Annotated in this window: 25 protein-coding genes and 2 tRNA genes; 15 read left to right on the forward strand and 12 right to left on the reverse strand. The window is 58.4% G+C overall.

The window, feature by feature from the left end; translation table 11 throughout:
- Nucleotides 1-67: 67 nt before the first annotated feature.
- Nucleotides 68-598, reverse strand: a complete 531-nt coding sequence (locus J4721_RS08630; protein ID WP_027248276.1) for an invasion associated locus B family protein — start codon at nt 596-598, stop codon at nt 68-70.
- A gap of 173 nt (nt 599-771) precedes the next feature.
- Here J4721_RS08630 and J4721_RS08635 point away from each other — a divergent pair, with 173 nt between their 5' ends.
- Nucleotides 772-1,770 (forward strand): asparaginase, encoded by a 999-nt coding sequence (locus J4721_RS08635; RefSeq protein ID WP_027248277.1) that lies wholly within the window; start codon nt 772-774, stop codon nt 1,768-1,770.
- A 61-nt stretch (nt 1,771-1,831) separates the two neighbouring features.
- Here J4721_RS08635 and J4721_RS08640 read toward each other — a convergent pair whose 3' ends face one another.
- From J4721_RS08640 to serB, 5 genes are all read right to left on the reverse strand, one after another.
- Nucleotides 1,832-2,146: a YciI family protein gene (locus J4721_RS08640; protein ID WP_040174963.1), complete on the reverse strand. Its 315-nt coding sequence runs from the start codon at nt 2,144-2,146 to the stop codon at nt 1,832-1,834.
- A gap of 64 nt (nt 2,147-2,210) precedes the next feature.
- On the reverse strand, nt 2,211-2,639 hold the full coding sequence (locus tag J4721_RS08645; RefSeq protein WP_014876499.1) for an SRPBCC domain-containing protein: 429 nt from the start codon (nt 2,637-2,639) through the stop codon (nt 2,211-2,213).
- Nucleotides 2,636-2,956, reverse strand: coding sequence for a helix-turn-helix transcriptional regulator (locus J4721_RS08650; RefSeq protein ID WP_014876498.1), 321 nt, complete (start codon nt 2,954-2,956; stop codon nt 2,636-2,638). Before J4721_RS08650 ends, J4721_RS08645 begins: the two co-directional genes overlap by 4 nt.
- A gap of 98 nt (nt 2,957-3,054) precedes the next feature.
- Nucleotides 3,055-3,813: a TSUP family transporter gene (locus tag J4721_RS08655; protein WP_014876497.1), complete on the reverse strand. Its 759-nt coding sequence runs from the start codon at nt 3,811-3,813 to the stop codon at nt 3,055-3,057.
- 4 nt (nt 3,814-3,817) lie between these two features.
- A complete protein-coding gene (gene serB, locus J4721_RS08660) occupies nt 3,818-4,693 on the reverse strand; it encodes a phosphoserine phosphatase SerB (protein WP_044041675.1) in 876 nt (291 codons plus the stop codon).
- 290 nt (nt 4,694-4,983) lie between these two features.
- Here serB and J4721_RS08665 point away from each other — a divergent pair, with 290 nt between their 5' ends.
- The 3 genes from J4721_RS08665 (at nt 4,984) to J4721_RS08675 (ending at nt 8,693) form a co-directional block, all read left to right on the forward strand.
- The gene (locus J4721_RS08665) at nt 4,984-6,138 is read left to right on the forward strand and encodes a phosphoserine transaminase (RefSeq protein WP_211002607.1); all 1,155 of its coding nucleotides are present in this window, start codon (nt 4,984-4,986) and stop codon (nt 6,136-6,138) included.
- 116 nt (nt 6,139-6,254) lie between these two features.
- The gene (serA, locus tag J4721_RS08670; RefSeq protein WP_211002606.1) at nt 6,255-7,850 is read left to right on the forward strand and encodes a phosphoglycerate dehydrogenase; all 1,596 of its coding nucleotides are present in this window, start codon (nt 6,255-6,257) and stop codon (nt 7,848-7,850) included.
- A 102-nt stretch (nt 7,851-7,952) separates the two neighbouring features.
- Nucleotides 7,953-8,693, forward strand: a complete 741-nt coding sequence (locus J4721_RS08675; protein WP_102849956.1) for a metallophosphoesterase family protein — start codon at nt 7,953-7,955, stop codon at nt 8,691-8,693.
- Between the two features lie 418 nt (nt 8,694-9,111).
- Here J4721_RS08675 and J4721_RS08680 read toward each other — a convergent pair whose 3' ends face one another.
- The 4 genes from J4721_RS08680 to J4721_RS08695 form a co-directional block, all read right to left on the reverse strand.
- A complete protein-coding gene (locus tag J4721_RS08680) occupies nt 9,112-9,777 on the reverse strand; it encodes a glutathione S-transferase family protein (protein ID WP_102870756.1) in 666 nt (221 codons plus the stop codon).
- Between the two features lie 66 nt (nt 9,778-9,843).
- Complete coding sequence (gene mtgA, locus J4721_RS08685) at nt 9,844-10,614, reverse strand: monofunctional biosynthetic peptidoglycan transglycosylase (protein ID WP_027248281.1); 771 nt, start codon at nt 10,612-10,614, stop codon at nt 9,844-9,846.
- A gap of 154 nt (nt 10,615-10,768) precedes the next feature.
- The gene (gltB, locus tag J4721_RS08690; RefSeq protein WP_102884260.1) at nt 10,769-15,301 is read right to left on the reverse strand and encodes a glutamate synthase large subunit; all 4,533 of its coding nucleotides are present in this window, start codon (nt 15,299-15,301) and stop codon (nt 10,769-10,771) included.
- Between the two features lie 63 nt (nt 15,302-15,364).
- Complete coding sequence (locus J4721_RS08695; protein ID WP_211002605.1) at nt 15,365-16,810, reverse strand: NAD(P)-dependent oxidoreductase; 1,446 nt, start codon at nt 16,808-16,810, stop codon at nt 15,365-15,367.
- Between the two features lie 239 nt (nt 16,811-17,049).
- On the opposite strand from J4721_RS08695, the gene J4721_RS08700 reads away from it, so the two are divergent.
- The gene (locus tag J4721_RS08700) at nt 17,050-17,856 is read left to right on the forward strand and encodes an undecaprenyl-diphosphate phosphatase (RefSeq protein ID WP_014876488.1); all 807 of its coding nucleotides are present in this window, start codon (nt 17,050-17,052) and stop codon (nt 17,854-17,856) included.
- Nucleotides 17,857-17,936: 80 nt separating this feature from the next.
- Here the strand turns inward: J4721_RS08700 and J4721_RS08705 are convergent, their stop codons facing one another.
- Nucleotides 17,937-18,926: a complex I NDUFA9 subunit family protein gene (locus J4721_RS08705; protein ID WP_014881596.1), complete on the reverse strand. Its 990-nt coding sequence runs from the start codon at nt 18,924-18,926 to the stop codon at nt 17,937-17,939.
- Between the two features lie 260 nt (nt 18,927-19,186).
- Here J4721_RS08705 and J4721_RS08710 point away from each other — a divergent pair, with 260 nt between their 5' ends.
- The 10 genes from J4721_RS08710 (at nt 19,187) to J4721_RS08755 (ending at nt 25,140) form a co-directional block, all read left to right on the forward strand.
- Nucleotides 19,187-19,543, forward strand: coding sequence for a globin domain-containing protein (locus J4721_RS08710; RefSeq protein ID WP_244915619.1), 357 nt, complete (start codon nt 19,187-19,189; stop codon nt 19,541-19,543).
- 141 nt (nt 19,544-19,684) lie between these two features.
- Nucleotides 19,685-19,771, forward strand: a tRNA-Leu gene (locus J4721_RS08715).
- A 191-nt stretch (nt 19,772-19,962) separates the two neighbouring features.
- Nucleotides 19,963-20,049, forward strand: a tRNA-Leu gene (locus J4721_RS08720).
- A 222-nt stretch (nt 20,050-20,271) separates the two neighbouring features.
- On the forward strand, nt 20,272-20,886 hold the full coding sequence (locus J4721_RS08725) for a ribonuclease D (protein WP_211002604.1): 615 nt from the start codon (nt 20,272-20,274) through the stop codon (nt 20,884-20,886).
- The gene (locus J4721_RS08730) at nt 20,883-21,854 is read left to right on the forward strand and encodes an SIS domain-containing protein (RefSeq protein ID WP_014876484.1); all 972 of its coding nucleotides are present in this window, start codon (nt 20,883-20,885) and stop codon (nt 21,852-21,854) included. The genes J4721_RS08725 and J4721_RS08730 overlap by 4 nt, the downstream gene beginning before the upstream one ends.
- 15 nt (nt 21,855-21,869) lie before the next feature.
- Nucleotides 21,870-22,469, forward strand: coding sequence for an LPS export ABC transporter periplasmic protein LptC (gene lptC, locus J4721_RS08735; RefSeq protein WP_096869728.1), 600 nt, complete (start codon nt 21,870-21,872; stop codon nt 22,467-22,469).
- A 24-nt stretch (nt 22,470-22,493) separates the two neighbouring features.
- On the forward strand, nt 22,494-22,973 hold the full coding sequence (locus tag J4721_RS08740) for an LptA/OstA family protein (RefSeq protein ID WP_061050288.1): 480 nt from the start codon (nt 22,494-22,496) through the stop codon (nt 22,971-22,973).
- Nucleotides 22,973-23,731: an LPS export ABC transporter ATP-binding protein gene (lptB, locus tag J4721_RS08745; protein WP_014876481.1), complete on the forward strand. Its 759-nt coding sequence runs from the start codon at nt 22,973-22,975 to the stop codon at nt 23,729-23,731. Before J4721_RS08740 ends, lptB begins: the two co-directional genes overlap by 1 nt.
- Nucleotides 23,732-24,068: 337 nt before the next feature.
- Entirely contained in the window at nt 24,069-24,632 is a 564-nt protein-coding gene (gene hpf, locus J4721_RS08750) for a ribosome hibernation-promoting factor, HPF/YfiA family (RefSeq protein ID WP_014876480.1), read from the forward strand.
- A 43-nt stretch (nt 24,633-24,675) separates the two neighbouring features.
- Nucleotides 24,676-25,140 (forward strand): PTS sugar transporter subunit IIA, encoded by a 465-nt coding sequence (locus tag J4721_RS08755; protein ID WP_014876479.1) that lies wholly within the window; start codon nt 24,676-24,678, stop codon nt 25,138-25,140.
- A 21-nt stretch (nt 25,141-25,161) separates the two neighbouring features.
- On the opposite strand, the gene J4721_RS08760 is transcribed toward J4721_RS08755, so the two are convergent.
- Nucleotides 25,162-26,592 (reverse strand): sulfotransferase family 2 domain-containing protein, encoded by a 1,431-nt coding sequence (locus J4721_RS08760; RefSeq protein WP_014876478.1) that lies wholly within the window; start codon nt 26,590-26,592, stop codon nt 25,162-25,164.
- Nucleotides 26,593-26,596: the final 4 nt, after the last annotated feature.

Below are 26,596 nucleotides of genomic sequence, written 5' to 3' on the forward strand. Positions count from 1 at the left end.
AAACCCCGGACAAAGGCCGGGGTTTATAAGCGTTCGGTTGAAGCACCAGAGAGATCTCCGGATGCCCTCAGTTACAGCGCTTTTCCGCGTCTTCGACCGCGGCGGTAAAGCCCAGGAGCGAGAACGTATCCTTGGTCTGCGTGCCGCGTGCGGACCGGGCGGTCAGAACTGCCTGCGCGCCGCGTTTCATTGCGGTGATGATCTTCGCGTCATCCGCAGCAGTCGCAGGCCAGGCCCATTCGCCTTCGGTGAACAGCTCAAATTCGGTGTCACCCACAGCAAGGTTCACAGTCGAACCCGGAGCAAAAGGATACCCGCCAGTAAAGGTCACCTGACCCTTGTCGCCCGTCTCGGGTCGGTAGAAGACAAACAACTGAATCTTGCCGCGACGCACCGCTTTGACCCGCCCGTCGCGGGTGTTCACGGTTTCCTTGGGCGCTGAGACTCCCCAGCATTCCTTGGGACTTTCGCCTTGGAACACGCTCCAGTCGACATTGCTCGCAACGCGATTGTCAGATTCTGCCTGCTGTGCGGATGCGCTGGTGGCCATTGCGGCCAGACACAGGCCCGCGATGCAGCGGACGAGTTTTGATGTCATTTGTCCCAACTCCAAGACTGTCTTTACCTCAAATAAGCCAGAGGACATGCGGCGTTGCCTCCGCCGTCTGGTCCCGATCCCCTCGCTTGTGTACTCATACACACTATCGTAACTATCGCCACGTGTGAAAGCCCGTTTTGGCGGGAAATTGCCAACAGGAAAGGCGTTTTGTGATGACCAACCCCGTACCAATGACCGAAGTATGGCGCGGTCCACTCCTGGAAAGCCTCCACTTAGGGCATGCCGTGGTCTGTAACGCCAAGGGCGAGATCGTGCGCAGCTGGGGCGATCCCGATGCGGTGATTTACCCTCGCAGCTCGGCCAAAATGATCCAGGCCTTGCCGCTGATTACCTCGGGTGCTGCCGCAAAATACGGGCTGACGTCTGAACAGCTGGCCCTGGCCTGCGCCTCCCACAATGGAGCCGAAATCCACACAAGCCGCGTTAACGCCTGGTTGGATCAGCTCTCCATGACCGATCATGATTTCCGCTGCGGCCCGCAGCTGCCCGACGATATTCCCGCGCGCAACGCGCTGATCAAAACAGACACCAGCCCCTGTCAGGTGCACAATAATTGCTCCGGCAAACACGCGGGTTTCTTGACCCTGTCACAGCATCTGGGCGCCGGACCCGAGTATGTCGAGATTGACCACCCGGTACAACAGGCCTGCCGCAGCGCCTTTGAGCAGGTGACAGAAGAAGTCAGCCCCGGCTACGGTATCGACGGATGCTCGGCCCCGAATTTCGCAACCTCCGTAAAGGGTCTAGCCCGCGCGATGGCCTGGTTCGCCGCCGCGTCGGACCGCTCAGACCGCGACGCAGACGCCGCACAGCAGTTGGTCAGCGCGATGATGGCTCATCCCGAGCTGGTTGCAGGTGAAACCCGCGCCTGCACTAACCTGATGCGCGCGATGGGTGGCAAGGTAGCCATCAAAACCGGCGCCGAAGCCGTCTTCATCGCCATCCTGCCCGAACAGAAACTGGGTGTGGCGCTGAAAATCACCGACGGCGCCACCCGCGCCAGCGAATGCGCCATTGCAAGCATCCTGGTGGGGCTGGGCGTTCTGGATGCGGATCATCCAGCAACACTGAAATACCGCAACGCCCCCCTGATCAATCGTCGCGGTATTGACTGTGGTTCAATCCGGCCATCCGCCGAAATGACATTCTGAACGTAAATCGCCCCGGCAGCCATATGGCGACCGGGGCGATGTTTAAGACAGCAGCCTGTCATTACATTTCGATGATTTCGGCCACCTCAACCGAACCGTCGCCGCTGGCGACCATCGGGCAACCATTTGCCATTTTGCAGGCGGCGTCGATGTCGACCGCCTCGACCACAGAATACCCGGAAAGCGGATTGGCCCCGCCATTGTCCTCGACCCCGGAATGCTGAACCGTCTTGGACATGCCAACGGGATTGCCGGGCACGACAAGCGCATCGCCCATTTCTCCCATCCAGCTTTTCCAAGCATCCATCACCTTCGCCCCCTCCTCAGGTGTGTCTGGTGTCTTGCCGCCGTGATACGCAAAGATGAATTGTGGCATTGGGTACTCCTCTCCCGTTTGGGTCTTCGTTAAAAACACTCGCAGCCGCCTGTATCTGCCAAGATTACTGGATCTTGGACGCCAGTTTGCGCAGGGTTGATTCCCAGCCTTTCTGATGGCCTGCGGCCTGTTCGGAACTGTCCAGATTGCGATGGTCGATGACCAGGCGGGCCCCCGCATCGACAGCCTCAACAGTCAGGGTCACATGGCTTTCGTGACCCCGCGCGCCGGTCTCATCGTGCCATCCCCAGGTAAACCCGATCGATTGCGGCGGCCGCACATGGGTGACCACGCCGGACACATGGTAGCGATCCCCATCCGCATTGGTCATGACCGTGGACCACGGCCCCTCCTGATGGAAATTCAATGTATGTTCAGGCACGGTCATCCCCTCAGGCCCCCACCATTGCAGCAGTTTTTCGGTGTCGCTGATCCAGGCAAACAGGCGCTCCGGTGTGACTGGAAATTCGCGTTCCAATCGCAAATCTGTCATTCCATTTCCTCCTTTAGCGCCGCCTCCAGCCGGTCAAGGCTGCTTTGCCAGAACGATTGTCGAGATATCGTCCAATCCGCGATCAGCTTCAGCCCCTCCGGTCGCGCAGAATACAATCGGCGCGTCCCATCGGCGCGCTGAGCAACCAGCCCCGCCTCGCGCAGGACCTTGAGGTGCCGGGAGACTGCTGGCGCCGTGATGCCCGATCCCCGAACAAGATCCCCGGCGGGCAATTCGCCGTGTTCCATCAACTGTTCGACGATGGCCATGCGGGTGCCGTCAGACAGCGCGGAAAAGGATTTGAGCAGAGGTGTCATATCCCTACATTAACACAATCGTTAATTAATATATAGGTTAAATTATGGACGACACGGCAACCGGACTGGCATTGACGCGGCTTCAGAACATCAGGGGATCACAGCATGTCCCACAAGAGACGCAACGCCAGCACAACCGATGTCAGCACCAGCAACGGCTTGATCATCCGCGCACCCTGTTTCTGCGCTATCCCGGCGCCTACGCGTGCGCCGACGATCTGCGCAGCGCCCATGGCCAATCCCACACCCCACCAAGGCGTCGCAACAAAAGCAAAGGCCAGCAGCGCCCCGGCGTTAGATGCAAAATTCAGCAGCTTTGTATGTGCGGTCGCCCGCAAAATGCCGAAACCGGCCAGCGACACGAAACCAAGCATGTAGAAACTACCGGCCCCAGGTCCCAGAAGACCATCATAGAGCCCGCAGAGTGGCACAATTGTGACTGCAAAAAGCGTGGGCGACAGGCGCCGTGTCCGGTCGCTGTCATCCAACCCCTTTTTGGTGGCAAAGAATACCGCAATCCCAATTAGCAGCAACGGCAGGATCCATCGGATCCACGTTGTCGGCAGAACGGATATCAACAGCGCTCCGCAGATTGAGGCGAGGCCGGCGATCAACGCCGATCCGGCCTGCGCCCGCAAGTCTACATGACCGCCGCGGGAATAGCTGATCGCCGCCGTGGCCGCTCCAAACAACCCTTGAATCTTGTTGGTCGCCAAAGCGGTGATGGGATTGGCACCCGCCAGCAACAATACGGGCACTGTGATCAACCCTCCGCCGCCCGCAACCGCATCGATGAACCCAGCCGCAAACCCCGCTGCCATCAATAGCAGCAGCAGATCAAACCCCACTTCGAACATGATATCAGCCTTTGAAATCAGTGAGGGCATAGCCCTGAAGGTAAAGCAGTGCAGTCAGATCGCCGTGGTTGATACGGATATCACATTCTGCGGCCACGGATGGTTTGGCGTGCAGGGCAACCCCTGCACCCGCCCGACCCAACATGCCTAGATCATTGGCCCCATCGCCAACCGCCATGACATCTGCTTCACTCAACCCGAGGCGGGCAGTGATCTGTTCCAATGCCTCAACCTTGGCCGCACGCCCCAGAATCGGCATACCGACCTCACCAGTGAGCAAACCATCAGCGACCAACAACGTATTGGCACGGTTCTCATCGAATCCCAGTTGCTCTGCCACTCGTGAGGTGAAGGCCGTGAACCCGCCAGACACCAGCGCCGCATAGGCTCCGTCTGCCTTCATCGTAGCCAGCAGAGCCGCACCGCCGGGCATCAGCGTGATGCGGCGATCCAACACCTGAGCAATCACCTCGACAGGCAGCCCTTTCAGCAGCGCCACGCGCTCTCGCAGGGCACCGTCAAAATTCAGCTCACCATTCATGGCGCGTGCGGTGATTTCCTTCACGCGCGCACCGACGCCCGCCTCCTCGGCCAGTTCGTCAATACATTCCTGCTGGATCATGGTGCTGTCCATATCGGCCAACAGCATCTTCTTCCGGCGCCCTTTCTCTGGCTGGATCACCAGATCCACGCCAAGATCCTGTAGATCGGCCCAGACCTCCCATTGGTTGTCAGGCAACTGCTCCAGAGAGAACTCTGCGGCAACGTCCGGCGCCAGCCATAACGCGTCTCCGCCACCCCAGGCATTGCGCAGGGAGTCGACAAGCGCGGGCGCAAGGCACGGGTTTTGCGGATTGCAAAGTAGGGTGGCAACAAACATCGGCAGGCTCCATTCGGCAAGGTCGTGCCCGTCATACGCCCCCACGCCCACCATCGCCAAGCCCTCGAATCCACCGGGATGCCAGAACGGTGCCGCGAATGTCGCACATCCCCATCGCCTGCCGCCCTATGAAACATCTGTTTCCGAAAGGCGTCACGACTGGTCGCGAATGATTGCAGAATAGCCGCAATTTGTCGTTTTCCCTGTTGCCGGGGCGGATTTCAGCCAGTAGCCCTATCTGTGGGACACCTCTCCCCAACGAGAGGCGCTTATCTGGAAGGATAGCAGTAATGGCTATTGAACAACCGGCAACGCGGCCGGGTAATCCGCGTTTTTCTTCTGGCCCCTGTGCCAAACCCCCCGCATTTGATGTGACCAAACTCGTAGGCGCCCCCCTGGGTCGCAGCCACCGTGCCGCCATCGGCAAGGATAAGCTGCTCGCCGCGATTGAAGGCACGCGCGAGATCCTTGGCGTACCAGCCAACTACAAGATCGGCATCGTACCCGCTTCGGACACTGGTGCGGTCGAGATGGCGATGTGGAATCTGCTGGGCGCGCGCGGCGCGGAAATGTTGGCCTGGGAGAGCTTTGGCGCAGGTTGGGTCACCGATGTGGTCAAACAGTTGAAACTGGACGCGGTTGTGAAGACCGCCGACTACGGTGAGTTGGTTGATCTGGCCTCTGTCGATTTCAGCAATGACGTTGTCTTCACCTGGAACGGCACCACGTCCGGCGTGCGTGTCCCCAACGGTGACTGGATTCCATCCAACCGTGATGGGTTGACCATCTGCGATGCAACCTCGGCCGCCTTTGCACAGGATCTGCCCTGGGACAAACTGGATGTGACCACCTTCTCCTGGCAGAAGGTGCTGGGTGGTGAGGCCGCGCATGGCATGATCATCCTGTCCCCGCGCGCAGTAGAACGCCTGGAAAGCTATACGCCGACCTGGCCTCTGCCGAAGATCTTCCGCCTGACCAAAGGCGGCAAGTTGATCGACGGTATCTTCAAAGGTGCAACAATCAACACCCCGTCCATGCTGGCTGTTGAAGATTACCTGCTGGCGCTGGACTGGGCGCGGTCTGTTGGTGGTCTCGACGGATTGAAGGCACGCGCAGACGCAAATGCTCAGGCGATCTTCAACTTCTGTGCCAACCGCCACTGGATCGCCAATCTGGCAACAGATCCCGCAACACGGTCGAACACCTCGGTCTGCCTGAAGTTTACCGATCATCGCATTCAGGATGGCGCTGGGTTTGCCAAGGCAATCGCCAAGCGGTTGGAAACGGAGAACATCGCTCTGGATATCGGTGCCTATCGCGACGCGCCGGCCGGCCTGCGCGTCTGGTGCGGCGGCACTGTCGAAACATCAGATATCGAGGCGATGTTGCCTTGGCTCGAATGGGCCTTTGAAACCGAAATCGCAGCGCAATCTGCGGCTGCCTGATACGGACGCCCTGCCCCGCGGCCCCCGCGAGGCAGGTCACATAAGATCCGACGCGGACCAAAGCGCGTTATTCCAGATATCTGGCCCAACCGGCCGCCGCATGAAGGACCCCATCCATGGCTCCCAAAGTACTCATTTCCGATAAGCTTTCCGAAGCCGCCGTTCAGATTTTTCGCGATCGTGGTATCGACGTTGATTTCCAGCCCGACCTGGGTAAGGACAAGGACAAACTGGCCGCCATCATCGGCGACTACGACGGCCTTGCGATCCGTTCGGCAACCAAGGTGACGCAGAAGATCCTCGACAACGCCACCAACCTAAAGGTGATCGCCCGCGCCGGGATCGGCACCGACAATATCGACAAGGATGCCGCCTCGCAAAAAGGCGTGATCGTGATGAACACGCCTTTTGGTAACATGATCACCACCGCCGAGCACGCCATCGCCATGATGTTCGCTGTCGCGCGACAGATCCCTGAGGCCTCCGCCTCGACCCATGCAGGCAAATGGGAGAAATCCAAATTCATGGGGGTCGAACTGACCAACAAGACGCTGGGTGTGATCGGTGCCGGAAACATCGGTGGCATTGTCTGCGACCGTGCGCGTGGACTGAAGATGAAAGTCGTCGCCTATGACCCCTTCCTCAGCCAGGAAAAGGCCGACAAGATCGGCGTCGAGAAGGTCGAGCTGGATGAGCTGCTGGCGCGGGCAGATTTCATCACTCTGCATGTGCCTCTGACCGATCAGACCCGGAACATCCTGTCCAAGGAAAATCTGGAAAAAACCAAGAAAGGCGTCCGTATCATCAATTGCGCCCGTGGTGGTCTGGTGGATGAAGCTGCTCTGGCAGAGCTGCTGACCTCCGGCCATGTTGCCGGTGCAGCCTTCGATGTCTTTTCCGAAGAACCGGCCAGAACTAATCCGCTCTTCGGCCTACCGAACGTGGTCTGTACCCCGCATCTGGGCGCCGCCACCAGTGAGGCACAGGAAAATGTCGCCCTGCAGGTCGCGGAACAGATGTCCAACTATCTGCTGGACGGTGCTGTCGAAAACGCGCTGAACATGCCTTCGATGACCGCGGAGGAAGCCCGTGTGATGGGTCCCTGGGTTGCACTCTCCGGCCATCTCGGCGGCTTTATCGGACAGATGACCGATGAACCCATTCAGGCCATCAATATCCTGTATGACGGTGTGGCCTCCGAGATGAACCTCGCCGCACTGAACTGCTCGGTTGTGGCAGGCATCATGAAGAAGCTGAACCCGGACGTGAATATGGTGTCCGCACCAGTGGTGGCCCGCGAGCGCGGCATTCAGATCTCCACCACCAATCAGGATAAGTCCGGCACCTTTGACGGTTATATCAAGGTCACGGTGGTCACCAGCAAGCGCGAGCGTTCGGTGGCCGGAACCGTGTTCTCCGACGGCAAACCACGCTTCATCCAGATCAAGGGCATCAATATCGACGCCGAGGTTGGCGCGCATATGCTCTATACCACCAACGAAGATGTCCCCGGCATCATTGGTACACTGGGGCAGATCCTGGGCGACATGGGCGTCAATATCGCCAACTTTACCCTCGGTCGGTCCGAGGCTGGTGGGGAGGCCATCGCGCTTCTTTACGTTGATGAACCGGTGCCCGCAGCCGCCCGGGCAGCTTTGGCAGAAACCGAGTTCTTCAACCAGATCAAACCGCTGCAATTCGATGTCAGCTGAGTTCTAGTTCAGCTACGATTTGAACAGATGCGCCGCCCGGGTATAAGGGCGGCGCATTTTACGTTTCGCCTCTGTTGATGACACCCTGAGGGACCCCGCCCTATGACCAGACCTACGACAAGCCCAATCTACGCCATCGGTGATATTCACGGCCAGCTGGAGATGTTGGAGCAAGCCCTGGAATGTATCGAAGCAGACGGCGGCCGCGACGCACAGGTGGTGTTCCTTGGCGATTATATTGACCGCGGACCTGATAGCCGGGGTGTCATTGACCTGCTGATCCGCGGCCAGACAGAAGGACGTGACTGGATCACGCTCCTTGGTAATCATGACCGCATGTTCGCATGGTTCATGGAAGATATCCCGCGTCACGACCCGCATATGCTGGTTGGCTATCACTGGCTGCATGAACGCATCGGCGGGATCGAAACCCTGGAAAGCTACGGCGTTGCAGTCCCTGAACGCACCCGGCTGGAGGACGTCCATGCAGCGGCAAGGGCTGCTGTGCCAGACAGCCATGTCACCTTCCTTCGACAGCTAAAACCAATGTATCAGACCGATGATCTGGCTTTCGTCCACGCAGGGATCAAACCCGGTATCTCACTGGATGACCAAGTCGAAAACGATCTGGTATGGATCCGCCAGCCCTTCCACAGACACACCGCCCAGCACCCGAAACTGATCATTCACGGCCATACACCGGTGGATACCCCCACGCATTATGGTAACCGCGTCAACCTCGACACCGGAGCGGGCTACGGCAAACCGCTCACAACAGCTGTCTTTGAAGGTGCCTCAGCCTGGTCTCTCAGTGACACAGGGCGACGAAAGCTAGCCCCATAGCCATCTTCCCTTGGCCGAATATGCGGAGTGACCGACTTTGCGGGAAGAGCTCCGTAGCGAGGGCACGCCATGCGACGGAGTAAACGTGAAGCCGCCCATCATCTTGGAACAGGATACGCTGGGCTTAACAATAGATTCCAGAGACCTGTTGCAGTCTGGCGCAAGGCTGATAGTCAATATCGGCGAGATCGCGGAAGTTCAGATCCGTCAGGCGGACATCGGTCACGTCACCATCGGCGACCCTGTTGGATTGAGGTCTCGGCGAAGTATCTATCTAACATGCTGCATAGCCAGTAGAGCGTATATTCTACTCCCTTCATCTCCTCAGGGAAGATACTGAACGAAGCGATTGCATATCCTCGAGGTGGATTGCGGCCTAAGGCCAATGAGGGAGCAGACAGCCCCTCCCCCACGTATATCAAAAATCCAGATCGGCGTAATGCGCAGGTGGGCTGAAACCGGGAATCTGATCGGCAAGGATCGAGCGGAAGGCCGGACGCGATTTGATCTTGGCGTACCAATCCTTGACCACCGCCGATCGGTTCCAATCCACGTCCGAAATATAGTCCAGCGACGACAGATGCGCGGCCGCCGCGAAGTCTGCCAGTGTCATCTGATCGCCAGCAAGCCAGCGGCGGTGATCGAGCAACCACGCCAGATAATCCAGATGATACTTGATTGCCCGCGCACCGGCTTTGACGTTGCCGCTGTCAGGATAACCTTCGCCAGTCACCTTCTTGTTCACCCGCTCATAGAGCAGTTTGGAGGTGACCTCATGGTGGAATTTGTCGTCAAACCAACTGACCAGACGGCGCACCTCATAACGACCCTCGGGGTCGCTGGGCATCAGAGAGGGGTCGGGGCGGGTCTCTTCCAGATATTCACAGATGGCAGCGCTTTCGGCCATCAACTTACCATCCAGACGGATCACCGGCACCTTGGCGGCAGGATTGCGACGCAGGAAATCGGCCTCTTTCTCCCAGTAACGCTCCTCGACCAGCTCAACCTCGATCCGCTTTTCGGCCAGAGACAGGCGCACTTTGCGGCAAAAGGGTGAGAGGGGCACATGATAGAGGCGGGCCATGGGACAGCGGATCTCCTGTTGCGGGCGGCTGGGGTCAGACAGCAATGCCCAAAAGCGGCAGAAGTTTCAATCCTCGAAACAGGCCGCGCGGCCATCTGCGCGAATGGTGGCCGCACCATCCATGATCTGGGCTGCGCGTTTGCGCATGAACGCGGTGGGTTTGGCCGCTGAACGCTCTTTGGGGTTGGGCAAAACGGTGGCCAGAAGGGCGGCCTGCCTGCGGCTCAGCTCATCCGGACCGACTCCGAAATAATGCCGCGCGGCAGCCTCGGCGCCAAACACACCTTCGCCCATTTCAGCAACATTCAGATAGACCTCAAGGATACGCCGCTTGGTCCAAACGGCCTCAACCATCGGGGTCATCAGCGTTTCCAGCGCCTTGCGGAACCAACTGCGCCCCTGCCAGAGAAACACGTTTTTTACCACCTGCTGAGAAATGGTGGAGCCGCCGCGTTGACCACCGTCAGCGATTGCAGCGCGAATGGCCTGCGCATCCAGCCCCCAATGCTGGCAGAATCGGGCATCCTCAGCCGCCACGACAGACCGCCCCAGCGCCGGTGCGATATGTTCGATCGGCACCCACTCACGATCAACATCCCCAAGGCGGCGATATTCCGACCAGATGGTATGTGTGGTGGGCGGGTTGATCACCGAAAACAACAGGATCGGTAGCAGGGTCACAACCAGAAAACCCAAGGTGGCCCGCCCCAGCCAGCGCCGCAACAGGCGGCGGGGAGAGAGCTTTGCGCGGGCCTTGCTTTTGCCTGCTGCCTTGCTTTGCTTCTTGCCCTTTGTTGAGGGTTTCGATGCTTTGGTTGATTTTTCTGCCTTCGCCATAAGGTCTCTATACGGCAGAGATCGGGCTTGCTCCAACCGGGAAATCCCTTCGCCCGCAAGAGATTGCCCAGCTGCAGTGTCCGGATGTGAAAAGGCCCCGACCACAGCAGCGGTCGGAGCCCATCCAAGGCACATGCAGAGGAGGTGGCGGGGCCTATTCCGCCGGAACGGCTGTAGCCTCAAGCGTCAGAGGCTGCGGCAGCTTATTCAGCATTTCCTTCGGGCAGATTTGCAGGAAATTGCCCTTCTCGTTCTCCCAATGCTGCAGGATTTCAGCGGCCTTGCGGCTACCTGTTTCCTGCAGATGGCGTTCAATCAGACCTTTCAGCTGATCTTCCCAATGGGCGACGGTCACCGCACAGGTCACCAGTGACTCCATGTTCATCATGGTTTCGGCCTTGCCCTCGGGATCGTAGATATAGGCCATGCCGCCGGTCATGCCTGCACCGAAGTTGGCACCAATGGAGCCGAGGATTACCGCGATACCACCGGTCATATATTCACAGCCACAGGCGCCACAGCCTTCGACCACCACGCTCGCGCCGGAGTTACGGACGGCAAAGCGTTCACCGGCACGACCTGCAGCAAACAGATAGCCATCGGTCGCACCATAGAGAACAGTGTTCCCGACAATGGTGTTTTCGCTCGCATTCAGCGGCGACGCCATCGGCGGACGCACGACGATGGTACCGCCCGACAGGCCCTTACCGACATAGTCATTGGCATCACCGGACACTTCCAGCTTCAGACCCGGTGCTGCAAAGGCACCCAGCGACTGACCAGCAGAGCCCTGCAGCTTCACCGTCAGGTGATCGGACTGCAGCGTGTTGCGCATACCGAAGTTGCGGACAATGTGGCTGGAGGTACGGGTGCCGACGGTCCGGTGGGTGTTCTGCACCGCATAGGACAGCTGCATCTTTTCGCCATCTTGCAGGAACCGCGCCGCGTCGCGGACAATTTCCTTGTCCAACGTATCAGGCACCGCGTTGCGGTCTTTATCGCGGTTGTAGACGATATTGGCAGAGCCATCGACGGTGATCAGCAGCGGATTAAGATCCAGATCATCCAAATGTGCCGATCCGCGCGAGACCTGCGCCAGAAGGTCAGCGCGACCGATCACCTCATCCAGCGACCGCGCACCGATCGAGGCAAGGATTTCCCGTACCTCCTGAGCGTAGAAGGTGATCAGGTTCACGACCTTATCTGCATTGCCGGTGAACTTGCCGCGCAGCGCTTCGTCCTGGGTGCAGACCCCCACGGGGCAGGTGTTGGACTGGCACTGGCGCACCATGATGCAGCCCATCGCGATAAGTGCTGCGGTGCCGATGCCATATTCCTCGGCCCCTAGCATCGCCGCCATCACAATATCGCGCCCAGTGCGCAATCCGCCGTCGGTGCGCAGGGTCACCCGCTCGCGCAGGTTATTCATCGCCAGCACCTGATGCGCCTCTGTCAGGCCCATCTCCCACGGCAGACCGGCATATTTGATCGAGGTCGCAGGCGACGCGCCGGTGCCGCCGTTGTGGCCTGAAATCAGGATGATGTCAGCCTTGGCCTTGGCCACGCCTGCGGCAATGGTGCCAACGCCGGAAGATGCCACCAGCTTCACCGTCACCTTGCAGCGCGGGTTGATCTGCTTCAGGTCATAGATCAGCTGCGCCAAATCCTCGATCGAGTAGATATCGTGGTGCGGCGGCGGCGAGATCAGGGTCACTCCCTTGGTCGAGTGACGCAGGCGGGCGATCAGGTCGGTGACCTTCATCCCCGGCAGCTGGCCGCCCTCACCGGGCTTGGCGCCCTGGGCCACCTTGATTTCCAGCTCTTCGCACTGGTTCAGGTATTCAGCAGTCACACCAAAGCGGCCCGACGCCACCTGCTTGATCTTTGCAGACGGATTGTCGCCGTTCGGCTCTGGTACGAAATGCGCCGGATCTTCGCCACCCTCACCGGAATCAGATTTCGCACCGATCCGGTTCATCGCCACATTCAGCGTTTTGTGCGCCTCGGGCGACAACGCGCCAAGGGACATGCCCGGCGTGACGAACCGTTTGCGGATAGAGGTGATTGATTCAACCTCTTCAATCGGCACCGCTTCCCCCATCGGTTTGATCTGCAGCAGATCCCGCAGATGGATCGGCGGGTTCGACTGCATCTTGGCCGAATACTGCTTCCACAGCTCAAACGAGGCGCGGTTGCAGGCCATCTGCATCATATGCATCGAGGTCGCTTCCCAGGCGTGGGTCTCACCCGACTTGCGGGCCTTATAGAAACCGCCGATGGGCAGAACATCCTGACCATTATCCCATGCCTTGGCGTGGATCTCTTCCAGTTTGCTCTGGATGCCGGTCACGCCGATACCAGAAATACGTGAGGTCATGCCGGGGAAGAATTCCGCACACATGGCACGGGACAGGCCCACCGCCTCAAAGTTGAGACCGCCGCGATAAGAAGAAATTACCGAGATACCCATCTTCGCCATAATCTTCAGCAGACCTTGGTCGATGGCTTCGCGGTAGCGGGCGACGTTTTCAGTGAGATTGCCGTCCAGCAGACCACGATCGATACGGTCAGCCAGCGAATCTTCGGCCAGATAGGCGTTGACCACAGTGGCACCACAGCCGATCAGCACCGCGAAATAATGCGGGTCAATACACTCGGCGGAGCGTACATTGAGCGAGCAGAAGGTCCGCAGACCCTTGCGGGTCAGATGCGAATGCACGGCAGACGTCGCCAGAATCATCGGCATCGCCACGCGCCCCTCGCCGGAATGCTGGTCGGTCAGGACGATGTGACCGGCACCGGAGCTGACAGCCTCTTCCGCCTCGGCACGGATGCGCGCCAAGGCAGCGTTCAGCGACCCCTGACCGGGGGCAAAGCTACAGTCGATTTCTGCCAGCGGCGCGTTCAGGTTCTGAACCAATTCGTCCCACTGGGAATTGCCGACAAAGGGGCTTTCCAGCACGATGATCTCGGTCTGAGAACTGTCTTCATCCAGCACGTTTTTGAGGTTACCGAACCGGGTTTTCAGCGACATCACGCGGTATTCGCGCAAGGAATCGATAGGCGGGTTGGTCACCTGCGAGAAGTTCTGCCGGAAGAAATGGCTGAGCGGGCGATACATTTTTGACAGCACCGCAGACGGAGTGTCATCGCCCATGGAAGCAAGGGTTTCCTTACCGTCTTCAGCCATAGGCGCAAGGATCTGCTCCAGCTCTTCGATGGTATAGCCAGCAGCAATTTGACGACGGCGCAGCTCATCTCCGCTGAACAGCGGCTTTTCTGTAGCGGTGGCAAGCGTGCTGTCCAGATCGTTGATCTTCTTCACCCAATCACCAAACGGCAAGGCCGAGGCCAGCTTGTTCTTGATTGCAGTGTCGTGGAACAGTTTGCCCTTTTTCATGTCAACAGCCAGCATCTGACCTGGGCCAAGCGCGCCCTTTTCAACAACTGTAGCCTCGTCAATCGGGACCATGCCTGCCTCGGAACCCGCAATCACCAAACCATCGCCGGTGACCACATAGCGCATGGGACGTAGACCGTTGCGGTCGAGACCAGCACAAACCCAGCGACCATCGGTCATTGCCAGTGCGGCCGGGCCATCCCAGGGCTCCATCACAGAGTTGCAGTAGGAATACATGTCACGCCAGGCCTGCGGCAGTTCCACCGCCTGCTTGGACCAGCTCTCCGGCACCATCATGGTCTTGGCCATTGGCGCGGAACGGCCCGCGCGCACCAGCACCTCAAACACCGAATCCAATGCCGCAGAGTCAGATGACCCGCTTGCAACGATCGGTTTAATGTCCTCGGCGTAATCACCAAAAGTCGAAGAGGCCATACGGATCTCGTGGCTCTTCATCCAGTTCATATTGCCCTTCAGCGTGTTGATCTCGCCGTTGTGAGCCAACATGCGGAACGGCTGGGCCAGCCACCACTGCGGGAAGGTATTGGTGGAATAACGCTGGTGATAGATCGCAAAGGCGCTCTCAAACCGTTCATCCATCAGATCGGGGTAGAACACGGCGACCTGCTCGGCCAGCATCATGCCCTTGTAGATGATTGAGCGGCAGGACAGCGACGCGATATAAAGTTGACCAACCTGCGCGGCAGCAGCGGCTTTCTCGATCCGGCGACGAATCACATAAAGCTCGCGCTCAAAGGTTTCCTCATCCACGCCTTTGGAGTTGGAGATCAGGATCTGCTCAATCTCGGGGCGGGTCGCGTTTGCCTTTTCCCCCAGACAGGTGACATCCACCGGCACATGGCGCCAGCCATAGATGTAATAACCCATCCGCAGAACTTCGCTTTCCACGATGGTCCGGCAGCGTTCCTGTGCTCCAAAATCAGTACGCGGCAAGAATACCTGACCAACCGCCATCAGCTGATCTTCACGCGGTTCGTGGCCCGTGCGACGAACCTGATCATAGAAGAACGGTGCCGGAATCTGCACGTGAATGCCGGCGCCATCGCCGGTCATGCCGTCGGCATCAACCGCCCCCCGGTGCCAGATCGCTTTCAACGCGTCGATGCCAGCCTCAACCACCTTACGGCTGCGCTTACCGTTGACCGAAACAACAAGGCCGACACCGCAGGAAGAATGCTCCTCCTCTTCGGCATAAAGACCATTTTCAGCCATCCACTGACGCTTTGCCTCTTCGGCGCGTACCCATTCTGCATCATATTTTGTCATGTCTTACTCCCGTTCCGGTGGGCGGCCCCTTGGGGGCGGCACCTGCCCGGTAGAATATCTGTCTTACTCGGCGGCCATGCTGCTGGCGGCGGTGTTGAAACGGCTCAGGATTGCCTCGGCACAGTCGCGTCCATCCTTGATAGCCCAGACGACCAGCGACGCACCGCGCACGATATCACCGACAGCGTAGACGCCATCCAGCTCGGTCGCGCCGGTCTGGAATGCCGCCTTGACGGTGCCCCAGCGGGTCACCGGCAGTTCTGGCTGTTCCCAGAGCGTCGGCAGATTCTCAGGCTCGAACCCAAGCGCCTTGATCACCAGATCAGCGGGCTCAATATAATCGGCACCTTCGATCACCTCGGGGGCCTGACGGCCAGAAGCATCAGGCTGCCCCAGGCGCATTTTCTGCACCATCACGCCTGCAACCTTGCCGCCGTCATCGGTGAAGCCTTTGGGCGCAGATAGCCACTCAAACACCACGCCCTCTTCCTCGGCGTTCTGGGTTTCGCGCTGCGAGCCCGGCATATTGGCACGGTCACGACGATAGAGACATTTCACCGAAGTTGCGCCTTGACGAATAGACGTCCGCACGCAGTCCATCGCAGTGTCACCACCTCCGATCACCACGACACGCTTGCCATCAGCGTTGAGGGTGCCGTTGTCGAATTCTTCAATGCTGTCGCCAAAGTTCGACGCCTTGTTGGACACGGTCAGGAAATCAATCGCCTTTACGATCCCGGCGGCACCGGAACCCGGCATTTCCAGATCGCGGGACTTGTAGACACCGGTGGCAATGATCACCGCATCATGTTTGGCACGAATATCGTCAAAGGAAATGTCCTGACCCACGTTGCAGTTCATCACGAACTCAACACCGCCATCCGCAAGCAACTGATTGCGTCGCATCACGACGTCTTTTTCCAACTTGAAGCCGGGAATGCCGTAGGTCAGCAGACCACCGGCGCGATCGTAGCGATCATAGATGGTGACCTTCACACCAGCGCGACGCAGCATGTCCGCTGCGGCCAGACCACCCGGGCCTGCGCCAATGATACCGACAGATTCGCTGCGCTCATGCGCCGGTTTGATCGGTTGCACCCAACCTTTGTCCCAAGCCGTATCGGTGATGTATTTTTCAACCGCGCCGATGGTGACCGTACCATGACCCGATTGTTCGATCACACAGTTGCCTTCGCACAGACGGTCCTGCGGACAAATCCGACCGCAAATTTCCGGGAACGTATTGGTGGCCTGGCTGGTCTCATACGCCTCTTGCAGGCGGCCCGTGGCCGTCAGGCGAAGCCAATCAGGGATATTGTTGTGCAAAGGGCAATGCGACTGGCAGTACGGCACGCCACATTGGCTGCAGCGGCTGGCTTGTTCTTCAGCCTTGGCGGCCGCGAATTCGGCATAGATTTCGTCGAAATCTTCCCTGCGATCTTCTGCGGCCCGTTTGCTGGGCATGTCGCGATCGATTTGCACGAATTTGAGCATCGGTTGCTTGGCCACGGGGCGGACTCCATGTTGGGCTGGCTGCGATATATGAGCGATCGGAGCGAAGCGAATTAAAAGTCAACTATACTGACCTAATATGGCAGCAGTTATGTCCTGATACTCTCCTGAGCGGAAATGTACAGTAATTTTAGGTCCACTTCGGACCAATGCGCGGCGACTCCCAATGAAATCAACGGATTTACACGCCTGCTGTTCTTTGCCATCCCTGCGGGATCCCCAATCGGACCAATATAATGCCACTCTATCAGCTGATCCTCATTGCCCTGATTCAGGGTATCACCGAATTCCTGCCGGTGTCCTCCTCCGGCCATCTGATCCTACTGCCAGGGCTGACAGGGCTGGAAGATCAGGGGCAGATCATCGATGTCGCCGTCCATGTCGGTACGCTGGCGGCGGTGATGCTGTTCTTCTGGCAAGATGTGCGAGCCGGGCTGATTGGTCTGCCGCGCGCCCTGACTGGACGCCTAGACACACCCGGCGCCCGACTGGCCATGGGATTGATCGTTGCGACCATTCCAACCGTTCTGTTTGGCGCGTTTCTGCATTTCAGCGGGATGAGTGACGCGCTGCGGTCTATGAAGGTGATTGGCTGGACGATGCTTGGCTTTGGCCTCGTACTTTATGTGGCAGATCGCTACGGGCCAGCACATAAGGAAAGCAGCGACTGGAATCTGCGCGATGCGCTGATCATGGGGCTGTGGCAGATGCTGGCGCTGATCCCTGGCACATCAAGGTCCGGCATCACCATCACTGGCGCCCGCCAGCTGGGGTATACCCGGATGGATGCAGCGCGCCTCTCCATGCTGATGTCGATCCCGACAATCATCGCCTCGGGCGTGTTGCTGGGCGCTGAAGTGGCCATAGATGCAAACACCGCGGTGATGCGGGATGCGGCCATAGCAGCGCTGTTGTCGATGATTGCCGCGCTTGCGGCCCTGACCCTGATGATGCGGCTGCTGCGCTCCGTCAGCTTCACACCCTATGTTATCTATCGCGTGGCTCTGGGCCTAGTGCTGCTGACCATCGCCTATCAGAGCTGACAAGTCGGCGCCAAACCACGCCAAATAAAAAAGGCGCGGACCTGCGCCGCGCCTTAACTTTTCCGGACAGGTCCGGGTGATCAGAGATCGTTGCGCAGGTTGCGCGCGGAGTCCATCAGTTCATTGTATTGACCGGAGGGGCGGAACTTCCACAGGTAGTCCGGCAAAACCGACGCCAGGGAAACCGGGCGGATCCCCAGCTCATCAAAACCTTTGGCGCCATCAGAGACCACATTGTCAGCCTCAAGGTTCTTCAGCTGATCGCGGGTCAGCATCTTGTTCTCGATCAGCTGGAAGCTCACGAATTGCATCACATCAAAGCCAAGCGCCACGAGCTTTGCAATCGGGCCGGGCAGCGACAACACCAGACGACGGCGATCAATCACCTCAAGCATCTGCTGCATCAGCGCGCCAAAGCTCTTCACCTCCGGACCGCCCAGCTCATAAACGCCCGGCTTCGCCTGTCCCAACAGCGCAGCAACAGCTGCCTTGGCGACATCATCGACATAAACAGGCTGGAACTTGGTATCAGCATGGGCAATCGGCAGGACCGGCGACAGGCGTGTCATCGCAGCAAACCGATTGAAAAACTGATCTTCGGCACCGAAAATGATGGACGGACGCAGAATCACGGCCTCTGGCATATGGGTCAGCACGGCTGTTTCGCCCGCAGCCTTGGATTGGGCGTATGCGCTGTCGCTATCCTGATCTGCACCGATTGCAGACACATGCACCATGGTGCTGACGCCCTGATCGGCAGCGATTCGCGCGATACGATCAGCACCATCTGCCTGCACCGCATCAAATGTGTTTTTACCCAGCTCATTCAGGATGCCAACGCAGTTCACAACCGCATCTGCCCCCTGCATCACTGCGGCAACCGACGCATCATCGCGGATATTGCACAGGACAGGCTCCACCTGGCCGGGCACGCCATAGGGTTTGACATACATCGCCTCATTCGGGCGGCGTACGGCGACACGGACGCGCCAGCCCTCCTTGGCCATGCGGCGCGCGATGTAACGGCCGACAAAACCGGACCCACCATAGATCGTGACCAGTTTGGACATCTTTTGGCTCCTACATTAGCTGTTGATCCGATTTACCGCTCCGTGCCCTTTGGAACAAGGCGCAAATCGCCCCATCACGGCACAACTCGCTCTGCGCCTTATTCCACAGGACCATTAACGGCTGATTTAGCTCCGTGATATAGGCTGTGTACCAATCCCGAATACCAGTTCATCAAATGTCAAAGGCAGATCGGAGGCCCGGCATCATGGTGTCAGCGGACGACAGAACCCTGATTCACAGAAGTGTTGAAAGCGAACGTATGGAACTGGATCACTTTGTGCCCCTGTTCTACACGAAATTTTTCGAAACCTGCCCCGATGTTCGCACATTCTTCCCCAATGATATGGCAGGTCAGCACGAAAAATTGCTGACTTCGCTCACGTATATCATAGAAGCATTGGATCACCCGGAAAAACTGTCGGCGATTCTGAAACATCAGGGAGAGCGCCATCGTGCGATCCGGATCACCGATGCACATTTTGATGGGTTCATTTACAGCTTCACCAGTGCCCTGGCAGAGACCCTCGGCCCGGAATGGAGCGAAGACACACATAGCGCCTGGCGCGTCTTTCTGACTGATGTGGCGCTTAACATGAACTTTCTCAGACCCACATGACCACCATTGCCAGATCTAGGGGCTACATCAGCTGTGGCCTGCAGCCGCCACTCGCCCTGACCGATATGGCAAGAAACAAGACCCATGAATTTTCCGTTTGACGGCCCTGCCGCTTCTGCTTATACGCCCCTCACGACACCTGCCCAGGTGGCGGAATTGGTAGACGCGCTAGCTTCAGGTGCTAGTGTCCGTATGGACGTGGAGGTTCGAGTCCTCTCCTGGGCACCATATCCTCCGATATCAAGAAACGTATAACGCCGCTTATATTGAGCGCATGGCCGGTTTGCGCCCTTGATGTCACGCCTTAAATTTCCCTGCCATCCCCGCGGATCAGACGTCGAATTTCCGGATCTGCTACGCAGTGAATTTTCCGTTTGACGGCCCTGCCGCTTCTGCTTATACGCCCCCTCACGACACCTGCCCAGGTGGCGGAATTGGTAGACGCGCTAGCTTCAGGTGCTAGTGTCCGTATGGACGTGGAGGTTCGAGTCCTCTCCTGGGCACCATATCCCCGACAGTATAATTTGCACGAACAGCACCCTATGGCGCTGGGTATTGCGTATCGGCCTCTCCGTTACTCACTATGCTCCGCCTTGACCTGACCTGAGGTTCCGCCTGATTGCAGACGTGCCGACCGATCCTACGCCCTGCAAGAGTTGAGTTTGCCTGCCGAAACCCCTATCTCGGTGCCAAACCCGCCGCATCGGCACGACAAAGGATCCTGTCTCTTGGCCAATCACCTCTATCAAAACGACTTGCCCAACGGGCTCGATCTGGGGCCGGTGGTCGCGATCGACTGCGAGACAATGGGGCTCAACCCGCATCGGGATCGGCTCTGTGTCGTCCAGCTGTCGGGCGGTGACGGCAATGCCCACATGGTGCAGATCGCCAAAGGGCAGTCCGAAGCGCCAAATCTTTGCGCGATGCTTGAGGACCCCAACGTTCTGAAATTGTTTCATTTTGGCCGGTTCGATATTGCCGCGATGTATCATGCCTTTGGCGCATTGGCGGCCCCGGTGTATTGTACAAAGATCGCCAGCCGTCTGGTGCGGACCTATACGGATCGCCATGGGCTGAGAAACCTGACGCAGGAGCTGATCGGCGTGGATATTTCCAAACAACAGCAGATGAGCGACTGGGGCGCAACCCAGCTGAGCGACGCACAGCTTGATTATGCCGCCTCCGACGTGCTGCACCTACACCGTTTGCGTGCCGCTCTGGACAAGCGTCTGGATCGCGAAGACCGCAGCGAAATGGCCCAAGCTTGCTTCGATTTCCTGCCAATGCGCGCCAAGTTGGACCTCGCGGGTTGGTCTGACACCGACATCTTTGCACACTCATGAGCAGCGCAGAGACATTCCTCGCCACCGCGCGACAGGTAATCACCGATGAAGCCCGCGCACTTGATGCGCTGGCGGACGGCCTGGATGCGCGCTTTGCCGAAGCGGTTGATCTGGTCTTGCAAGCTGAAGGCCGCGTCATCGTCAGCGGGATCGGCAAATCCGGCCATATCGGTCATAAGATCGCCGCCACCCTCGCATCAACCGGGACGCCCGCCTATTTCGTTCATCCAGCGGAAGCCAGCCATGGTGACCTCGGCATGTTGTCCAAGGGTGATGTGGTTCTGGCGATCTCCAACTCAGGCGAAGCGCCCGAACTGGCCAATCTTCTGTCCTTCACACGTCGCTTCGGTATCCCGCTGATCGGCCTGTCCAGCCGCATGGACAGCACCCTGATGAAAGAGGCAGATGTGCACCTGCAAATTCCCGCGTTGGGGGAGGCTTGCGGCTTCGGCATGGTGCCGTCGATCTCAACAACGCTGACCCTGGCGATGGGCGACGCGCTGGCCATCGCTCTGATGAAGCATCGCGATTTCCGGCCTGAGAACTTCCGCGCCTTCCACCCCGGTGGCAAATTGGGTGCGCGGCTGTCAAAGGTTGACGATCTTATGCATGACGGGACCGCGCTGCCACTGGTCGGTGCCGACACCCCCATGTCCGATGCGCTGATTGAAATCAGCCAGAAAGGATTTGGTGTCGCAGGCGTGACAGGCGCAAATGGCACTCTGCAGGGCATTATCACCGACGGTGACCTAAGGCGGCATATGGATGGATTGCTGGACAAGACGGCCGCAGATGTGATGACCAGCAGCCCAACCACGATTGCCCCCGGTTCCCTGGCCGAAGAGGCCGTCGCGATCATGAACGACCGTAAGATTACCTGCCTGTTTGTTGTCGATCCCGAAGGTGACACAGCACAGGCGGTGGGATTGCTGCATATTCACGACTGCCTGCGCGTCGGGCTGGGCTAACGGAGGCCAAGGACGATGGACGGCTATTCCCGCCTTGTGGCCTACCTGAAGGTCCTGCTGCCGCTGATGGCACTGGCGTTGATGTCGACCATGTTCCTGATTTCGCGCGGCGTGAACACCGATGCAGTGATCCCTTTTGCGGAGCAGGATCTGGAAGACCGCACCCGTGGTCAGCAGATCACCGCGCCATTTTTCTCAGGCACCACGGCGCAGGGCGATGAGATCATGGTGACCGCTGCCCTCGCCCGCCCAGGCGGAGCAGATGCGCCGGCGACGGCTGTGAACCTTGAGGCGGAGATCAAGATGACCGGCGGTGGCCGTTTCCTGCTAAGTTCCGACACCGGCGCCTTGCGCCCGGATAAGGATATGGCAAACTTTCGCGGCGATGTTGAAATCCTGTCCAGCGATGGTTTGCGTGTCACGACTCAGGAATTGAATGCCGCCCTCAATGGTGTACGCGCTGACAGCCCCGGCCCGGTTCAGGCCAGCGGTGCCATGGGCGATCTGACCGCTGGTGCCATGCAGATCGATACAAAAACCGATAGCGGGGCGGTACATATGGTTTTCAACAAAGGGGTCAAGCTGCTATATGACCCGCAACAATCGGAAAGATAACCTGTGTTGTATCTGCGTGTTTTGATGTTCTGCCTGCCTGTCGCCCTGTTTTCCACAGGGTTGTCGGCGCAATCTGCGTCCATTGCATTTGGCGCAGTCAAGGCAGACCCCTCCCAACCGGTTGAGGTCACCGCAGAAACACTGGATGTAAATCAGGCTGATGGCTCGGCACGGTTTATCGGTGATGTGGTGATTATTCAGGGTGTGATGCGCCTATCGGCAAATGACGTGCTGGTGATTTACAAACAGGACGAAACCGGAAAGACCGGCGTCGAGCGGCTGGAAGCCTCCGGCAATGTGATCCTGGTCAATGGTCCCGACGCAGCTGAGGCCGACAAGGCAGAGTATACCATCGACTCTGGCACTGTTGTGATGACTGGCAATGTCCTGCTGAGCCAGTCAACAGGCACGTTGACCTCCAACCGTCTTGTGGTGGATCTGACCACCGGCACCGCAAGCCTGTCCGGTCGCGTCAAGACCATCCTTAACGGCGGCAGTGACTGATGGCAAAACCGGAACTGACAGTCACCAGCGGCAGCTCAGGCCTGCGCATTGAAAAATTGCGTAAATCCTACAGCAAGAAAGTGGTGATCCGCGACGTCTCCATGTCGCTGGACCGAGGCGAGGTGGTCGCCCTGCTTGGGCCCAACGGCTCGGGTAAGACCACCAGCTTCTACGCCATTGCTGGCCTTGTATTTCCGGAAGCAGGCTCTGTCACGATTGACGGGCAGAATGCCACTACCTTGCCAATGTATCGCCGTGCCCGCATGGGAATCGGCTATCTGCCGCAGGAGATGTCGATCTTCCGCGGCCTGTCGGTAGAAGACAATATCTCCTCCGTGCTGGATATTGCGGTAAAGCACGCTCACAAGCGGCGCGAGCGGCTGGAGGAGCTGCTGTCAGATTTTTCAATCGAGCATCTGCGCCGCGCGCCGGCTCTCGCATTGTCGGGTGGCGAGCGTCGCCGCGTCGAAATCGCCCGCTGCCTAGCCGCAGACCCTAAGTATCTGCTGCTGGATGAACCCTTCGCCGGGGTGGATCCGATTTCTGTAGGCGACATTCGCCATTTGGTCGGCGATCTGAAAAAACGCGGTATCGGCGTGCTGATTACCGACCACAATGTCCGCGAAACACTGGAGATCGTGGACCGGGCATATATCCTGCACGACGGCAAGGTGCTGATGTCCGGCACCCCAGCAGAGGTGGTCGACAATGAGAACGTTCGCCGCGTTTATCTCGGTGATAACTTCAGAATTTCCTGATCGCACCAGCTGCAATCCCTGATGTGCTGCCTCCGCGTCCGATAGCCGCTTCTCTCGGGCGCCATCCGTCAACCCTATGACAACAGGTGGAAACCCGCTGCCTCCTCATATTTGGGTAACCGATTGACGCCGATTTGCATTGACTCTCCCGCCCGGTTGTCATCGAATTGACCCATGGCAAACCCGCAGTCCGATGCTGTCCTCGCTCCAGCCTTGTTACCAAGGCCCAAACGAATGCAATCGACTGTCTTGCCTAAATCCCACTTTCAAAACTGAACGATAGCAGGCGGGCTTGGCCCGAACTGGGTTTTGAAGGTCTATTTGTGAAGGAGATCACATGCGTTACCAAATCAGCGGAAAACAGATCGACATTGGCGAAGCGTTGCAGTCCCATGTGCAATCGGAGCTTGGAGCGGCGGTCGCGAAATATGCTGAACGCCCGACTGACGCCAATGTCGTCTTTTCGCGGTCTGCGCATGAATATGTTTGTGAAACGACCGTGCATCTGTCCACAGGTCTGACCGCGCAAGCAAAAGCGCATGCCACTGAAATTTATGCCGCATTCGAGGCCTGCTGTGAAAAAATGGAAAAACAGCTGCGCCGTTACAAACGCCGCCTGAAGGACCATCACCGCGACCGGAGCGAGCCGGTTGAACTCTCCGGCGCTAGCTCTTATATCCTCGCCTCTGAAGACGCCGGCACCGAGTCTGAACCAGAGTCATTGCAGCCAATCATCGTCGCCGAGATGGAAACGCAAATTCCGTCCCTCTCGGTTGGTGAGGCCGTGATGCAAATGGAACTGGCAGGCGCCCCGGTTCTGGTGTTTCGCAAGGAAGGCAAGGACGGCCTGAATGTCGTCTATCGTCGGGAAGACGGGAATATCGGGTGGATCGATCCGTAACCTGTCACGGCGTCTTACGTGAGTTGAGCGGAGCAATCGAAGTATGCAGATCTCTAACATCCTGAAGCCAGAGGCCGTTCGTGTCTTTGGCGCTGCATCCAGCAAAAAGCGTCTGTTTCAAGAGATTGCTGATGTTGCTCAACTCGCCTACGGGCTGCCTGCGCAACCAACGGTCGAGGCTTTGCTGGATCGCGAAAGCCTTGGCCCCACCGGGGTCGGGCACGGCGTTGCCCTGCCCCATGCCCGTCTTGATGGTCTGGACAAGGTGGTTGGTGTGTTTCTGGTGCTGGACACACCGCTGGAATTTGGCGCTGTGGACCGTCAGCCGATCGACATTGCGTTCGCGCTGTTTGCACCCGAAGATGCCGGTGTCGAGCACCTGAAGGCTCTCGCGCTGGTGTCGCGCACCCTGCGCGAGCAGAGTTTCTGCACGAAACTGCGGGCGAATCCCGATCCCGCAACCCTCCACACGATCCTGACAGAAGATCAGTCCGTTCAGGCGGCCTGATCCGGTCTGATCATCTGGCGATCAGGCGCCCCAATCTCCAAACCCAAACAACAGATAATCGCGCTGATACACCGACGCGATCTGCGCCTCCAGCTCAGCATCGTAGATGTCTGCCAGTTGGTAGGGGTGGTCAATCTCTGGCGCAGTGGGCAGAACACTCTCTGATTGCCCAAGCCAGCGGGCCAGGTCCGGCAGTGTGCGCGCCAAATCTGCTTCCCGCAGGATAAGATCCGGCGACTGGATGGTCGCGAACCCGGCAATTGTCTGCGCCTGCGTCGCCCAAGACGCATCAGTGCGAAACCCGGTCTGTCCCGAGAGATTAGCGCCAATCACCTCGACAAACCTCGTAAAGGCCAAGCGGTGCTGGTCCCGCGTGTACGACCCATCTGCCGGATCTTTCGGCAAAGGTACCTTGAACTGGTTGCGCATCAGATTGCGGATCTGGCGCAGCGATCCCTGCCCGGTGTCCAGAATACGAGTGCAGAAAACATGATGCAGGCGGGCTACGGGATGGCGCAGCACGGTCAGGCTGCGGAATCCTGGATGACCCCGCTTCCACTGACGCAGCTGTTTCTGGTTCATCCCCGAGATTAACGCGTCACTGCCATCAGGTTCCTGCCGGGCCATCCAATTGCAGACAACATCCGTTGGCCCCCCGCTGATCGGCAGATACAACAATGGCAGCTGCTGACCGGCCACATACTCAGGGACCATTGGCCCGCGCCGTGGTTCAAAATTTGGGGTCCGGGACAGGTTGAAACGATCCAACCCCGCCATGGCGCGATCCAGCTCCTGCGGATTGGCGACTTTCTCTTCAAGCGAGGTGGGGTTTTGCGGCTTGAGGCTATCATCAAGCTGGTCCAGCCGGGCTCCAACGCCCAGCCATTTGGCCAGCCCATTGAGAACCTCCAGATCCTGCAGATCCTCATAGGCGACATAAAACGCCGTCTGCCCAGATTTCTGCAGCCGGTTTAGCAAGGTAACCTGAAAGTTCTGCAGCTCTGTTACATGCCGCGCGAACTCCTCTGCATTGATCGTTGCCAACCCCGTCTTGCGACGTTTCACGTTTGTCAATTTCCACTGACCAGTGCGCTTGGCAATCTGGTGGGAGACATAGCTTTCAGCCGGATTTCTGGTCAGGATAATCTTGGCGCACTGCGGATCGTCCAAGATCTGATCCAGCACGCGTGGATCGTGATCATGGAAATAGCGAAACCCGTTCAGGTCCCCCCCTGCCCTGCAAAAACAGTCCAGAAATCCCAGTGCATCGCCATCGCGCCGCTGCTGCGTCCACCCCAGTGTCGTCTCGCAGTTTGGGTAGCTGATAAAATGAGGGTTAAACGCCTCACCATGGCAGGTGACCCCCTCCAGTGCGTTCAGATTGGCTTCAAGAAAATTCGAGCCGGTGCGCATTTCAGCAAACACAACGAAGTAATCAAAGTTCTGAGGCATGGTT

This window comes from Phaeobacter sp. HS011, from assembly GCF_018101215.1.
Classification (GTDB): Bacteria; Pseudomonadota; Alphaproteobacteria; order Rhodobacterales; family Rhodobacteraceae; genus Phaeobacter; species Phaeobacter inhibens.

Bases quoted from the DNA above. Each gene is read 5' to 3' on its own strand.
- serA (WP_211002606.1), top strand. From the start codon at position 6,255: ATGGCTCCCAAAGTACTCATTTCCGATAAGCTTTCCGAAGCCGCCGTT.
- J4721_RS08655 (WP_014876497.1), bottom strand. From the start codon at position 3,813: ATGTTCGAAGTGGGGTTTGATCTGCTGCTGCTATTGATGGCAGCGGGG.
- hpf (WP_014876480.1), top strand. From the start codon at position 24,069: ATGCGTTACCAAATCAGCGGAAAACAGATCGACATTGGCGAAGCGTTG.
- J4721_RS08635 (WP_027248277.1), top strand. From the start codon at position 772: ATGACCAACCCCGTACCAATGACCGAAGTATGGCGCGGTCCACTCCTG.
- J4721_RS08680 (WP_102870756.1), bottom strand. From the start codon at position 9,777: ATGGCCCGCCTCTATCATGTGCCCCTCTCACCCTTTTGCCGCAAAGTG.
- J4721_RS08755 (WP_014876479.1), top strand. From the start codon at position 24,676: ATGCAGATCTCTAACATCCTGAAGCCAGAGGCCGTTCGTGTCTTTGGC.
- J4721_RS08645 (WP_014876499.1), bottom strand. From the start codon at position 2,639: ATGACAGATTTGCGATTGGAACGCGAATTTCCAGTCACACCGGAGCGC.
- lptB (WP_014876481.1), top strand. From the start codon at position 22,973: ATGGCAAAACCGGAACTGACAGTCACCAGCGGCAGCTCAGGCCTGCGC.
- mtgA (WP_027248281.1), bottom strand. From the start codon at position 10,614: ATGGCGAAGGCAGAAAAATCAACCAAAGCATCGAAACCCTCAACAAAG.
- J4721_RS08700 (WP_014876488.1), top strand. From the start codon at position 17,050: ATGCCACTCTATCAGCTGATCCTCATTGCCCTGATTCAGGGTATCACC.
- J4721_RS08705 (WP_014881596.1), bottom strand. From the start codon at position 18,926: ATGTCCAAACTGGTCACGATCTATGGTGGGTCCGGTTTTGTCGGCCGT.
- J4721_RS08710 (WP_244915619.1), top strand. From the start codon at position 19,187: ATGGAACTGGATCACTTTGTGCCCCTGTTCTACACGAAATTTTTCGAA.
- J4721_RS08760 (WP_014876478.1), bottom strand. From the start codon at position 26,592: ATGCCTCAGAACTTTGATTACTTCGTTGTGTTTGCTGAAATGCGCACC.
- J4721_RS08730 (WP_014876484.1), top strand. From the start codon at position 20,883: ATGAGCAGCGCAGAGACATTCCTCGCCACCGCGCGACAGGTAATCACC.
- J4721_RS08640 (WP_040174963.1), bottom strand. From the start codon at position 2,146: ATGCCACAATTCATCTTTGCGTATCACGGCGGCAAGACACCAGACACA.
- J4721_RS08650 (WP_014876498.1), bottom strand. From the start codon at position 2,956: ATGACACCTCTGCTCAAATCCTTTTCCGCGCTGTCTGACGGCACCCGC.
- J4721_RS08665 (WP_211002607.1), top strand. From the start codon at position 4,984: ATGGCTATTGAACAACCGGCAACGCGGCCGGGTAATCCGCGTTTTTCT.
- J4721_RS08675 (WP_102849956.1), top strand. From the start codon at position 7,953: ATGACCAGACCTACGACAAGCCCAATCTACGCCATCGGTGATATTCAC.
- J4721_RS08740 (WP_061050288.1), top strand. From the start codon at position 22,494: ATGTTCTGCCTGCCTGTCGCCCTGTTTTCCACAGGGTTGTCGGCGCAA.
- lptC (WP_096869728.1), top strand. From the start codon at position 21,870: ATGGACGGCTATTCCCGCCTTGTGGCCTACCTGAAGGTCCTGCTGCCG.
- J4721_RS08630 (WP_027248276.1), bottom strand. From the start codon at position 598: ATGACATCAAAACTCGTCCGCTGCATCGCGGGCCTGTGTCTGGCCGCA.
- gltB (WP_102884260.1), bottom strand. From the start codon at position 15,301: ATGACAAAATATGATGCAGAATGGGTACGCGCCGAAGAGGCAAAGCGT.
- serB (WP_044041675.1), bottom strand. From the start codon at position 4,693: ATGTTTGTTGCCACCCTACTTTGCAATCCGCAAAACCCGTGCCTTGCG.